This window comes from Arthrobacter psychrochitiniphilus (assembly GCF_003185915.1).
Classification (GTDB): domain Bacteria; phylum Actinomycetota; class Actinomycetes; order Actinomycetales; family Micrococcaceae; genus Specibacter; species Specibacter psychrochitiniphilus.
Window position 1 is genome coordinate 524,608 of the sequence record NZ_QHLZ01000001.1, and the last position, 12,622, is coordinate 537,229.

Sequence of the window (12,622 nt, forward strand, 5' to 3'; positions counted from 1 at the left end):
AGCAAAAAGTCGAGAGCCCGTGGATGGGCCCACGCGCCCGAGGGCCCCGTTTTTTGGTCGCCCGCGACCAAAAAAACGGGAGGGCGTGGGGACTACAGGACGTCGGTATCTCCGCGGGCCTTGAGCCCGTCAACAGCCTTTTTTACCAGTTGCGAATGCGCCCTGGTAGTGACCAATAGTGCGTCCGGGGTATCCACAACCACCACGTCCTGGATACCGATCAGGGCAATAACACGCTTGGTATCGGTCACCACAATCCCTGTGCTGTCCTCCGTGAAAACTCGTCCGCCTTCGCCAATGACCTTGACGTTTTTATCTTCTTTAGCGCTGCTCAGGCGTGCGATCGCAGCAAAATCTCCTACGTCATCCCAGCTAAAATCACCAGGAATCACGGCCACGTCACCGGCGTCAGCAGCAGGCTCGGCCACCGCATAGTCAATAGCGATCTTGGGCAGCGTGGGCCAAACGCGGTTCTTCACGGCAATCCGGTCCGGGGTGTCCCACGCGGCCGCGATTTCCATCAGGCCTTCATAGAGGCCAGGCTCGTTGGCTTTGAGGTGGCGGAGCATCAGCTCAACCGGCGCCACAAACATGCCTGCGTTCCAGTTGTAGTCACCGCTGGCAAGGTACTCCTCGGCGATTTCCTGGCTCGGCTTTTCCACGAACTTGACCACGGTGTGCGCGCTAGGGGCACCCTCAACAATCAAGGGCTCGCCCGTGCGAATGTACCCGAACCCTGTGGAGGCATGGGTCGGTTTAATGCCGATGGTCACAATCTTGCCCGTAGCTGCGGTGTAGATAGCTTCACGCACGGCAGCCTGGAATTTTTCCACGGGGCTAATGACCTGGTCCGCGGCAAAGGAACCCATGATGGTTGTGGGGTCGCGCATGTACAAGATTGCCGCTGCCAACCCGATGGCAGCTCCTGAATCCTTGGGCTCTGTTTCCAACACCAAATTCTTGTCCAAAATTTCCGGGAGCTGGCGGCAGACCGCTTCACGGTGCGCATCTCCGGTCACCAGCAGCACCCTTTCACCACTCAATGGCTCTAAGCGGTCAAAGGTGGCGCGGATCAAGGTACTGCCACTGCCCGTCAGGTCATGGAGAAATTTCGGTGCTGCCGCCCGGGACAACGGCCAGAGCCTGGTACCAACTCCGCCAGCGGGAATCACGGCGTAAAACCGATCTAAGGGGTCGGTCGAGGCCGGTGTGGGGTCAACCAAATTTTGCGTATTCATCATGACCACCATAATCGATGCGTTTCAAATAGAGCCTTCTGACGCCGTGCAAACACACCGGCGAGGGCGAAAGACCCACCCACGGTAGTAGAAGACGGTAATGCCGGTTGTGCCGGGCAGCAGCACAAGCGGAGAGCGGGCTGCTGTAGCCGGGCACACCGCATCCGTAGCTGACAGTGGTAGCCGGAGGCAAATAAAGGCAATTAAAGTAGGTACGAGGCCTGCCTTCTTCACCCAATTCTCCCAAATTGCAACGCCGTTGTGATTTGATGCATAGAGCAAGGAGTACCTAAGTTGAATATGCTGTTAGCTAAGCCTAAATTTAGGCTCAAGTATGAGTGCTCACGCCGTGTGCGTTTCCCCGCGTGGAACCACGCCAGCGCAACGGTGACGCAGGGAAGGTTTATTCAGTGCCGACAAAACCAGCTGGCACTCTGTACCGCGGCCGAGAAGGCATGTGGTCATGGGTGGGACACCGTATTACCGGTGTAGTGATTTTTATTTTCTTGTTGGTGCACGTTCTCGACACCTCTTTGGTGAGGGTTTCCCCTGAGGCGTACACCGCAGTCATTGGGGCGTATAAAAACCCCATTATGGGTTTGGGTGAAGCGGCTCTTGTCGCAGCAATTGTGTTCCACGCCTTCAACGGCCTGCGCATTATTGCCATCGATTTTTGGAAAAAGGGACCCAAGTACCAGCGTCAGATGCTCTGGGGCGTACTCGCTCTGTGGGCTGTGACGATGATTCCGTTCCTGATCCGTCACCTCACCATTGTCTTCTCCAATTTCTTCGGAGGGAACTAAATTGAGTACAAACTCCATCGCGTCCCCGCGCTCCAACAGCGCGCAGTCGCCCAAGTACAAGCGCAACAAGGCATCGCATTCGAGCTTTGAAATGTTCGCTTGGCTGTTCATGCGCCTCTCCGGTGTGGTCCTGATCGTTCTGATCTTCGGTCATCTCTTCGTCAACCTCATGTTGGGCGAAGGCATTCATGCGATCGACTTCGGGTTTGTTGCCGGCAAGTGGTCCGATCCGTTCTGGCAGATCTGGGACCTGGCCATGCTGTGGCTTGCCATGCTGCACGGCACCAACGGTGTGCGCACCATCATCAACGATTACGCTGAGCGCAATGGCACCCGGATGACTCTCAAGACGATCCTGTATGTGGCTAGCGCCGTCATCATCGTCTTGGGCACCCTGGTCATCTTCACTTTTGATCCCTGCCCTCCCGGCGCGGTCATCGACCTCCCGTCCTTCTGCCCCGTTCCTTAATTTTAGGAACGTCCCCTTCCCGGGGTGGCAAGAAGTGAACACCAGTTTTTAGTGCAGTACAGAGAGAAAGAGCATCCAGTATGCAGGTCCACAAATACGACGTTGTAATCGTCGGGGCCGGTGGCGCAGGAATGCGTGCCGCCATTGAATCCGGACAGCGCGCCCACACCGCCGTCCTGACCAAGCTCTACCCCACTCGCTCCCACACAGGTGCGGCCCAGGGCGGCATGTGTGCAGCACTTGCCAACGTGGAAGAGGACAACTGGGAGTGGCACACCTTTGACACCGTCAAGGGTGGGGACTACCTGGTAGACCAGGACGCTGCGGAGGTCATGGCCAAGGAAGCCATTGACGCCGTGATCGACCTGGAAAAGATGGGTCTGCCGTTCAACCGCACACCCGAAGGCCGCATTGACCAGCGCCGGTTCGGCGGTCACACTCGCGACCACGGCAAGGCTCCTGTCCGCCGTTCCTGCTACGCAGCAGACCGCACCGGTCACATGATCTTGCAGACCCTGTACCAAAACTGTGTCAAGCACAACGTTGAGTTCTACAATGAGTACTACGTTTTGGATCTGTTGACGGTTGATGAGGAAGCCACCCGCGAGGACGGCACCGTCTACCTGCAGAAGAAGATTGCCGGCGTGGTCTCCTATGACCTTGCCACAGGCGAATTGCACATCTTCCAGGCCAAGTCCGTGATTCTGGCCACCGGCGGCGCAGGCAAGGTCTTCAAGACCACCTCCAACGCCCACACCCTGACCGGCGACGGCATGGGCATCGCGTTCCGCAAGGGCATCCCGCTGGAGGACATGGAGTTCTTCCAGTTCCATCCGACAGGCCTTGCCGGTTTGGGCATCCTGCTCTCCGAAGCCGCCCGCGGCGAGGGCGCAATCTTGCGCAACTCCGAGGGTGAGCGCTTCATGGAGCGTTACGCCCCCACCATCAAGGACCTGGCCCCGCGTGACATAGTTGCCCGGTCCATGGCCAACGAAGTTCGTGAAGGCCGCGGTTGTGGCCCGAACAAGGACTACGTTCTCCTTGATTTGACCCACCTGGAACCGGCTCACATCGACGCCAAGCTCCCGGACATCACCGAGTTCGCCCGCACCTACCTGGGTGTGGAACCGTACACGGAGCCTGTTCCCGTGTTCCCCACGGCCCACTACGCCATGGGCGGTGTTCCTACGAACATCACCACCGAGGTTCTGCAGGACAACGACACCATCATCCCCGGCTTGTACGCAGCCGGTGAAGTGGCCTGCGTTTCGGTCCACGGCTCCAACCGTTTGGGCACCAACTCGCTGCTGGACATCAACGTCTTCGGCAAGCGCGCAGGTGTAGCTGCTGCCGAATACGCCAAGGGTGCCGATTGGGTTGAGCTGCCGCAGAACCCGGAAGCTGACACCCGCGCATTGCTGGACCACATACGGACCTCCGACGGCGGCGAAAAGGTAGCTGCGATCCGCAAGGAACTGCAGGACACCATGGACGCCAACATGCAGGTGTTCCGCACCGCCGATTCGCTGAATCAGGTTCTTGGCGATATTGCCGGCTTCGAAGAACGTTATTCCCGCATCACCGTCCAGGACAAGGGCAAGCGCTTCAACCTTGACTTACTTGAGGCTGTTGAGCTGGGCTTCTTGCTGGAACTGGCCAAGGTCATGACGGTTGCTGCCCTGCACCGTCAAGAGTCACGCGGCGGTCACTACCGCGAGGACTTCCCGGACCGTGATGATGAGAATTTCATGAAGCACTCCATGGCTTATCTTGATTCCGGTGTCACGGCAGATAGCTCCAAGGAGCACATTGCTGGTATCCGTTTGGAGACCAAGCCTGTTGTTGTTACCCGTTACCAGCCCATGGTGAGGAAGTACTAATGAGCGCCGTAGAAGCTGAATTGCCGGAGCCGGCATCAAAGATTGAACTGCCTGTCCACCTCGGTGGCGGCGGAGAAATCCCAACTTTTGACGTCACCTTGCGTGTGCGTCGCTACGACCCCGAATTTTCGGAAGAGTCAAAGTGGGAAGACTTCACCATGACCATGTACGGCACCGACCGTGTGTTGGATGCCCTGCACAAGGTCAAGTGGGAGCAGGACGGCTCTCTGTCCTTCCGCCGTTCCTGTGCGCACGGCGTGTGCGGTTCCGATGCCATGCGCATCAACGGCCGTAACCGTCTGGCCTGCAAGACCCTGCTGAAAGACCTGGACACGTCCAAGCCCATCACGGTTGAGCCCATCAAGGGCCTGCCCGTTGAGAAGGACTTGATTGTGGATATGGAACCATTTTTCCAGTCCTTCCGTGAGGTCATGCCCTTCCTGGTCAACCGCGACCACGCCCCCACCAAGGAACGTCTGCAGTCCGCTGAGGAACGCGCGCGTTTTGACGACACCACCAAGTGCATCCTGTGCGCCGCGTGCACGTCTTCTTGCCCCGTCTTCTGGACCGATGGCCAGTACTTCGGCCCGGCAGCCATTGTGAACGCGCACCGCTTCATCTTTGACTCCCGTGACGACGCAGGAGATATGCGTCTGGAGATCCTCAATGACAAGGAAGGTGTGTGGCGTTGCCGCACCACCTTCAACTGCACCGAAGCATGCCCGCGCGGTATCCAGGTCACCCAGGCCATTGCCGAGGTCAAGCAGGCCATCCTGGCCCGCCAGATCTAGTAGTTGCCGAACTACAAAGCGCCGCTCCCCTTGTGGGGGCGGCGCTTTTGTGTTTCCTGTACTTCTTACCCCCATTTCCCACAGTACGACGCCGGGAGGTGGGCTCACGCTGGCAAAGGTGAGCCCGCGCCGTCGTACTTGCGCTGACACTCGCGGGAGGTGGCCTCGAGTTCATCCAGGGCCTCGGCAATGTCATCGCGGGACTTGATGTTCAACTTCTGATAGATCTTCACGGCATGGGTTTCAGCGGTTCGTTTGGAGATAACAAGCTTCTTTGTGATCTGGCTATTGCTGTAGCCCAAGGCCAGGAGAAAGGCGAGCTGCTGTTCACGTGGCGTGAGAATTTGCAGCGGGGTTGCTGGCACAAAAAGTCCGCGGCGCGCCAACAGTCTGGCTGCATCCCCGCGGCTGGGAACACCGCCGGCAACAATGTGCTCACAGCTTGCCAAAAGTGGGGCCGCTAGCGGCGCGTCCATGCCGCGGGCCAGCCCCCGCGCTCTGTCAAGCTGCTCGGGGGTGAGCCCTCCGCCCGCACAGCACGCCAGAAGGTGCAGCGCCCGCAACTCCATGAGCGCAAAGTCGAAGGTCCCAGCCAGCTCAATGAGCGCCAGTGCCTCCGCTTCTTCGCCTCCGTTAGGCGCATACATTGCCGCGAGGAGCAGCGCATAGCGGGAGGGTAGTTCCAGTAGGCGGCTCTCACCCGTGGTGCGGTTGAGTAGTTGCTGACGCACTTGGGCGGAGGCCACGTGGTTGCCGTTGGCGGCATGGGCCAACGCAAGGGTTGCCAGGAGCATGCCCTCAGAGCCGGTACCGGAAAAGTCCTCCAGTTCAGCACAGGCCAAGGTCAGGTTCTGTGCTGCCGCCGGCCATTCACCATTCATGGACGCCAGCAGTCCTTGGCCAAAAGCCACAAGAGTCTTGCGTATCTGCACGTGTCCGGGGTTGCGTGAAATGGCAGTGTTCATCAGCCCGTAAATGAACGAGGCTTCGCGGACGTTACCGGTGAGCATGTCAGAAAGGCACCAGGCGCCAATAATTTCACCGGCCGCAAGGGGGTACTTGCTCATGGATCTCACAGCATGTGTCATTTGTGTTCGGGCGAGGGCGCGTGCCTGTTTTGCCTCCCCGCGCTGACCCAAAGAGATGATGCTGGTAGATGCCAGCGGAAGAAAATGCGGTGTTGAGCGGGTGGCCATGTGGGTTTCGCTTTGCACACGGGCGGATTCCAACATGTTGCCGCCGTAGCTCAGGTGAATTCCCCGGGAGGCGCGGAGGCGAATTTTTGCAGCCTGAACGGGCAATTTGGAGGAACTTAGAAGTTCTTCTGCCCAGTCCAGGACCTTCAACGCATCCTCCCATCGGCCCTGCTGAAGTACATACGCATCAGCTAGCACCGTTGCCAGATCGGCGGCCAAGGCGTTGCGTTGCTCTCCGTCGGGGAGGTACACCACAGTATTTTGGGCACGCTGAGCATCGGCGGAAACGGCCTCCGGATTGTTGCTGAAGCGCTGCGCTTCAATCCGGCTGATGAATGCCTGGGCTCGGAGCGTGGCAGGCGCCCCGGCATGGCGCAGGATCAAGGTGGCCGTGCGGATACGGAAGGCATAGTCGGTGAGCATGCGCCCGTATCCGAAGGCTTCCGCCAACAACCACATAGGTACCTCAGTGCCCGCATCCAGCGCCCACCCCACCACCGTGAGTAACTCGGAAATGTCCCCCGTCCAGACATATTGTGCTGCTTGCGACCCTGATGCTTGTGGCACTGCTGCTTGTGGCCTTGCCGGTGCCACCCCCTGAGGGGCTTGCTGGGCGTAGCGGGCCATGGCGGCCGTGTAGAGGGCGAGGTAATGGCTTCGGCATTGGGCCGGGCTCAGCAGACCTTCCATGGCCTCACCAAAAATGGGGTGCGTGAGTGAAACGATTCGCCCTAGGTTTGCCGAGTTGTTGGAAAGTCTAATGAGTCCGGATTCAGCCAGCGCCTCAAGAGCCTCCAGGCTCACTTGCCGGCCAAGTAAGTCCAGCGGCACAGGAGCACACAGCGCCACTATCTCAAAGGCGGCTCTTTGCTCCGCTGAGAGCTGTTCAATTTCAACGCGGAGAATATCAGCCAGTGAGGTGCCTGCCGGTAATTCTCCTGCCCAAACCCACAGCCCCTGCCGCATTTGCAGCTGCTCAGAGGTTTTGAGCACACGGAGAAGTTCGTGCAGAAACAGAGCATTCCCGCCGGTCATTTGGTGCAACTTCTCAACGGTTTCCACCGCAAAGGCCCGATCAGGGAGAATGTTGGCGGCAAACTCACCCGTCTCGCTCAGTGAGAGCTCAGGGACGTCAATGCGCCGCAGAGTTCCGTCCCGCCACGCCCGGACAAGTGTCCCGGACGGGCCAGGAGTGCTCCGACAGGTGAGGATCACCCGGACATCGGTGCGGGAGAGGAGGTATTCCAGAACCGCTTCACTCATCTGGTCCAGTAGCGGCACATCATCAATGTGGATGATCAGACGCCCGGCTTTTGCGCCGGCCCGGCCTTCAAGCCCTGCGAGGTGGTCCAGGCAGGACTGGATGATATATTCACCCACACGCTCCGGGCGCTGAGTATCAAGGTGGTTCTCTTCTGAGAACACCGAGTCAAATACGGCCAGAGGGGTGCGTCGCGTTGCCTCCGTCGCGGCAAAAGCCATCACCTGCAGCCCTGGAGTCTGGCTGCACAGCTTCTCAAGTGAATGGACAGCCAGCGAGGTCTTACCCACTCCCGCTGCGCCTACCAGAAGCAGGTTTGAGCCGGGCCGTCCAATATCTGAAACCACCTGCTCCACAAGCTGCTTACGGCCCAGAAACTCGCGCCGTCGCAGCGCCGAGTGCCGCAAGCTCATTCTTGACATATGCAATTATTCCATCCGGTGAAATACTGGCCGACTTAGGCAAAACGGATACTCTCGCGTTCATGATGAAGCCCGCTGTATTGCTTGCACATCCCACACTCAGATACGGGGCTTTTGAATGCCTTCGATTACTTCACTTCATACTAGTTCAGAGCTACCAAGCATTGACAAGAGATGACGGCGGACCAGGAACTAACGGGCACCCTTGCGGGGGCGCAGATCTGCCGCCAAAACAGCCGCAATAGCCGCCGAGATTAAGTACACCTGGCTGAGAAGGAAGAACCAGACAAACAAACCCAGGATCACGGCAAAGGGTGCCAAAAGTCTGTTATTGGTGATTCCGTTCAGGAGCAGGGCGCTGAAAAACCGCAGGACGGTGGCGCCTGCACCGGAAAACAGGGCCGCCAGTATCAGGACCCGACCCCGCATGCGCACCCTGGAGGCGATGCTGAACATGACCATGGCTACGGCCACATCCAAGATGAGCATCAAGGCGATCGAGCTAAATCGTGCCACCGCACCGGTCAAGAACGAGCCTATTCCCAGTAATTCGCTCACGCTGCCCATAGCTGCCGTGCTCAGCAAACCAAGGATGCTGGTCAGCACCAGTGCCACGGCCAGCACGAGGAGGGTCCCGCCGTCGCGCATTTTGGAAAGGACCGGGTTGGTCCGGTCCCTGGCCAAGCCCAGAATGGACCGGATGCCTTCACGCAGGCCGTTGATCCAGCCCATGGCGGTAACTAACAAGGCGGCCAAAGACACCAGCAGTGTCGCTCCGAAGCCGCCAGTGCCCAGGAGCTGATCGGGCGTGGCCAGCCCTCCAGCACCGGTGTCGATGAGCCCGGGCGTGCTCTCGGCAACCAGCTCGATCACGGCGTCGCGCAAAACATCATTGCCGGCCGCGAATATGCCAAAGATGGCGAACCCGGCAACCAGCATGGCACCGACGGAGAAGAACATCAGGTAGGCGTTGCCTGCGGCGAGGAGGGGGCCGCGGCGGCGCGTGTACAAGTTCCATACCCGGACCACAAAGCTCTGCCCCACCCAAGCGTTGAGCCACTGAAACAGTGCGCTCAGCTGTGCAAACGGGTTCCCGCTGGCACGCGCCTTCCGAAAGGATTCGCGTTTCTCCACGGTCCACGCTGCGAGGCCAACGCGGTCCAAGGGGCTGGGCGGGGGCTTCTCCGGGGCGGCCATGGGGCGTTTGGCAGCTATACCCGGTGCCACAAATCCCGGAAAATGTCCTGAAAGCTGGGCACGGCTAGGTTCTGGAAGTTCCTCCAAGAATCAGCTCCTCGCGCAGCGCCCAGCTACCTTCAATGAAGTTGTAGAGCCCAATACTGACCACCTCAAAGTCCGCTTCAAAACCTGCCAGCTCAGCCTTGGCCTTGGCCATGGTGGCCTCGGGCAGATCGTGGGCAATGGTCAGATGCGGGTGAAATTCAAATTCAAGCAAATGCTCCAGAGGACCCTGTAGCAGCTTGGTGTGCAACTCGGCACAATCTTCAGCGCCCATCTCAACGTTGAGGAACACCACGGCAGAGAGGGGTTCAAAGGTCCCGGTACCCCGTAAAGAAAGATGGAACGGAGCAAAGTCTGCGGCAATACGGCGCACATGCTCTGCCGCCGCAGCCCACGATTCCTTAGTCCGCCCTGACACCAAGGTGACATGGGCAGGTACAACAGGCATTTCCGGACCAGCATACTCGGCACGCTTGTGTGCTAAGTCCGCGGTCAGGGACGCGGGCAAGGAAATGATCACACCTAAACTATCGGCGTGCGGTACCAGTGAACCACCACTCTGCCCAATGCCCGGCACTATTATCCAACCGCCCCGAGCGGAGGCAGGAAACCTACCTTGGCGTAGACGTCAGCGAGGGTTACCGAGGCAATTTCACGTGCCTTGGCCGCACCCTTTGCCAGTAACGCATCCAGCTCCGCAGGATCGTCAAGCAACTCCAGCGTGCGTGCACGGATGGGCTCCAGCCGTGCCACAACTGCCTCGGCAACATCAACCTTCAAATGACCGTACATCTTGCCATCGTACTCAGTCACCAGCGTCTCCACTGATTTGCCTGTCAACGTGGAGAGGATTTCCAGCAGGTTGGTGACTCCGGGCTTGGATTCGCGGTCGTGGGCAATCACCGTGTCCGCGTCGGTGACAGCGGACTTGATGCGCTTGGCAGTGACCTTGGGATCATCGAGTAAATTGATCAGACCGTTGGGGCCAGAGGAGGATTTGGACATTTTGGCACTCGGATTTTGCAGGTCATAAATCCGTGCACCCTCCCTCTGAATGAAAGCCTCGGGAACCACGAATGTCTCACCAAAACGGTAATTGAATCGCTTGGCCAAGTCCCGTGCCAGCTCAACATGCTGACGCTGATCATCACCCACCGGCACCCCCTCGGGACGGTACAGCAGAATATCTGCAGCCATCAACACGGGGTAGGTGAAGAGGCCCACGCTGGCAACATCGGCCCCACCCTTGGCGGACTTGTCCTTGAACTGGGTCATGCGCGACGCCTCACCGAAGCCGGTGATGCAGTTCAAAACCCACGCCAGTTGGGCATGTTCGGGAACATGTGACTGGACAAACAGGGTCGATTTTTCAACGTCGATCCCGCCGGCAATGTACTGTGCCGCCGTCTTACGGGTGCGGGCCCGCAGTTCTGCCGGGTCCTGCTCCACAGTGATGGCATGCATGTCAGGGATGAAGAACAGGGTCTGGTATTCGTCCTGGGTTTTTACCCAGTTGACGAGTGCTCCGAGGTAATTGCCAAGGTGCAGACTGTCGCCTGAGGGCTGCATGCCGGACAAGACGCGCGGGCGTTGGGTACTCTCACTCATGATGATTGATTCGTCCTTTAGAACTTGTAATCGACAACAAGCGGGGCATGGTCAGAGAAGCGCTCCTCGTAAGAGGCTGCCCGGTCCACCACACAGCTCTGAGCCTTCGCCGCTAAGCCTGGCGTGGCGGCATGGTAATCGATGCGCCATCCGGTGTCATTGGTGAAGGCCTGCCCTCGGTTGGACCACCAGGTGTAGGGTCCGTCTACTTCGCCAGCCAGCTCGCGTGCAACGTCCTTCCAACCAATTTCCTCGCCAAAGAACCTGTCAAAGTAAGCGCGTTCCTCGGGCAGGAACCCGGAGCGCTTGACATTGCCCTTCCAGTTCTTGATGTCTAGGGTTTTGTGACCAACGTTGAGATCGCCCACCACCAGGGCATGATCGCTCGCAGCAGCAAGTTGCGGCAGGCGCCCGATCATGGTGTCCAGGAAACGGAATTTGTCTTCTTGCTTAATGGTGCCAACCTCGCCGGAGTGGACGTAGGCGCTCACCACGGTCAGGGTCTGCGGCGTGCCATCGGATCCGTTGATCACATAGTCGGCCTCGACCCAGCGACCGGTGGTGGCAAAGTATTCCTCGCCAATACCAATGCGCGTGGCAACGGGTTCCAGAACATCCTTGCGGGTGGCGATCAAGACCCCGGCACGGCCCTTCGCCTCAGCCTCAGCATGGAGTACGTGCCATTCCTCGCCCAGGAAACCCTCAACGATGGCATCTGGTGCGCGGACCTCTTGCAGGCACAGAATATGCACATCTCGCTCGGCAAGCCAGGGGCCCATGCCGTTCTTGTAGGCGGCCCTGATGCCGTTGACGTTGACGCTTGCGATCCTCAATTGACCGTTTTCGATACCGTTGCTCACTTGTTCCACCTTACCTGCAGCTACCCGCAGATCCTTGTTGTGCCACCCCGGCGCTATTAGTCGATGATGACGCCGCTGACGGGCTCCTCACCGTCTCCGCTCTGAGCCGGACGGGTGGCGTTCCGGGGGTTTTCGCCTTGGCGTTCCGCGTTCTTCTTGAGCATGGCCGCATCCATTTTGGCTTCCTGCTCTTCCCAATTCGGGTTGATCATGCCCCGGCCGTTGGTGGCGGTGATGTCAATGGTGTCCAGCGCACGGGCCACCATTTCAGGGTCCTTGCCCAAGTATTCGTTGACGACGCCAATCTGGACGCTGATGATTTTGAAGGAATGATCCAGCTTCATTTCACGCGCCTTCTGCGCCGAGCGTGAGCCGGAGTCCTGCGAGACCAGGTGAGTGCCGCCGTCGGACGGGGCATTGGCGCTGTTTTGCTGCGCCATCTGAGCCTGTGCCAGTGCTACCTGCCGGGCGCCAAACGCTGCAGCTTTGTGTACCCCGATGTAGACGGCGGTGGAGAGCACCAGCCAGCCCAAGGCAATCGCGGCGATGACCCAACCGAGCACGGTGAAGTTGTTAGCTGCCATCACCACGGCAACGAGGAACACGATCGCCAGCACAATGGTGCCGAGGCCTGTGAATTTGCTGGGTTTCGACATTTTGCCAGATACAGGAGAAGTCATGGTTCCATTCTCTCAAATCCCGCGGACACTCCAGACCGCCTTCCACCAGCGGCGAACGCGGGTGCGGCCACCAGGGCGTTCACCGCTCCCAGCCCCGCTAACCTTCCGCGCCCGTCCCCCACATCCGCGCCCGTAAGACCGGTAGCGGATGTGGGGGACGGTAGCGGATGTG

Annotated in this window: 11 protein-coding genes; 4 read left to right on the forward strand and 7 right to left on the reverse strand. The window is 59.0% G+C overall.

Annotated features, from left to right (window positions below; genetic code table 11):
- Nucleotides 1–92: 92 nt before the first annotated feature.
- Nucleotides 93–1,238 carry a mannose-1-phosphate guanylyltransferase gene (locus tag CVS29_RS02270; protein WP_110104938.1) on the reverse strand — a complete coding sequence of 382 codons (1,146 nt, stop codon included), beginning with the start codon at nt 1,236–1,238 and terminating at the stop codon, nt 93–95.
- A gap of 410 nt (nt 1,239–1,648) precedes the next feature.
- Between CVS29_RS02270 and sdhC the strand changes: the two genes are divergently transcribed.
- From sdhC to CVS29_RS02290, 4 genes are all read left to right on the forward strand, one after another.
- Nucleotides 1,649–2,041 carry a succinate dehydrogenase, cytochrome b556 subunit gene (sdhC, locus tag CVS29_RS02275; protein ID WP_110104939.1) on the forward strand — a complete coding sequence of 131 codons (393 nt, stop codon included), beginning with the start codon at nt 1,649–1,651 and terminating at the stop codon, nt 2,039–2,041.
- A gap of 1 nt (nt 2,042) precedes the next feature.
- Nucleotides 2,043–2,510 (forward strand): succinate dehydrogenase hydrophobic membrane anchor subunit, encoded by a 468-nt coding sequence (locus CVS29_RS02280; RefSeq protein ID WP_110104684.1) that lies wholly within the window; start codon nt 2,043–2,045, stop codon nt 2,508–2,510.
- Between the two features lie 80 nt (nt 2,511–2,590).
- A complete protein-coding gene (gene sdhA / locus CVS29_RS02285) occupies nt 2,591–4,390 on the forward strand; it encodes a succinate dehydrogenase flavoprotein subunit (protein ID WP_110104685.1) in 1,800 nt (599 codons plus the stop codon).
- Entirely contained in the window at nt 4,390–5,181 is a 792-nt protein-coding gene (locus CVS29_RS02290; protein ID WP_110104686.1) for a succinate dehydrogenase iron-sulfur subunit, read from the forward strand. The genes sdhA and CVS29_RS02290 overlap by 1 nt, the downstream gene beginning before the upstream one ends.
- Before the next feature lie 104 nt (nt 5,182–5,285).
- Here the strand turns inward: CVS29_RS02290 and CVS29_RS02295 are convergent, their stop codons facing one another.
- The 6 genes from CVS29_RS02295 to CVS29_RS02320 all read right to left on the reverse strand — a co-directional run bounded on the left by CVS29_RS02295 (nt 5,286) and on the right by CVS29_RS02320 (nt 12,450).
- Complete coding sequence (locus CVS29_RS02295; protein ID WP_170120870.1) at nt 5,286–8,051, reverse strand: LuxR family transcriptional regulator; 2,766 nt, start codon at nt 8,049–8,051, stop codon at nt 5,286–5,288.
- 201 nt (nt 8,052–8,252) lie between these two features.
- Nucleotides 8,253–9,344 (reverse strand): YihY/virulence factor BrkB family protein, encoded by a 1,092-nt coding sequence (locus CVS29_RS02300; RefSeq protein WP_110104688.1) that lies wholly within the window; start codon nt 9,342–9,344, stop codon nt 8,253–8,255.
- A complete protein-coding gene (locus tag CVS29_RS02305) occupies nt 9,322–9,822 on the reverse strand; it encodes a 2'-5' RNA ligase family protein (protein ID WP_170120871.1) in 501 nt (166 codons plus the stop codon). Before CVS29_RS02305 ends, CVS29_RS02300 begins: the two co-directional genes overlap by 23 nt.
- A 59-nt stretch (nt 9,823–9,881) precedes the next feature.
- A complete protein-coding gene (gene trpS / locus CVS29_RS02310) occupies nt 9,882–10,910 on the reverse strand; it encodes a tryptophan--tRNA ligase (RefSeq protein ID WP_110104690.1) in 1,029 nt (342 codons plus the stop codon).
- Between the two features lie 17 nt (nt 10,911–10,927).
- A complete protein-coding gene (locus CVS29_RS02315) occupies nt 10,928–11,779 on the reverse strand; it encodes an exodeoxyribonuclease III (RefSeq protein WP_373366672.1) in 852 nt (283 codons plus the stop codon).
- 47 nt (nt 11,780–11,826) lie between these two features.
- The gene (locus CVS29_RS02320; RefSeq protein ID WP_146212967.1) at nt 11,827–12,450 is read right to left on the reverse strand and encodes a hypothetical protein; all 624 of its coding nucleotides are present in this window, start codon (nt 12,448–12,450) and stop codon (nt 11,827–11,829) included.
- Between the last annotated feature and the right edge of the window lie 172 nt (nt 12,451–12,622).

Coding starts and splice junctions, on each gene's coding strand:
- CVS29_RS02290 (WP_110104686.1), top strand. CDS start 4,390: ATGAGCGCCGTAGAAGCTGAATTGCCGGAGCCGGCATCAAAGATTGAA.
- trpS (WP_110104690.1), bottom strand. CDS start 10,910: ATGAGTGAGAGTACCCAACGCCCGCGCGTCTTGTCCGGCATGCAGCCC.
- CVS29_RS02270 (WP_110104938.1), bottom strand. CDS start 1,238: ATGAATACGCAAAATTTGGTTGACCCCACACCGGCCTCGACCGACCCC.
- sdhA (WP_110104685.1), top strand. CDS start 2,591: ATGCAGGTCCACAAATACGACGTTGTAATCGTCGGGGCCGGTGGCGCA.
- CVS29_RS02320 (WP_146212967.1), bottom strand. CDS start 12,450: ATGACTTCTCCTGTATCTGGCAAAATGTCGAAACCCAGCAAATTCACA.
- CVS29_RS02295 (WP_170120870.1), bottom strand. CDS start 8,051: ATGAGCTTGCGGCACTCGGCGCTGCGACGGCGCGAGTTTCTGGGCCGT.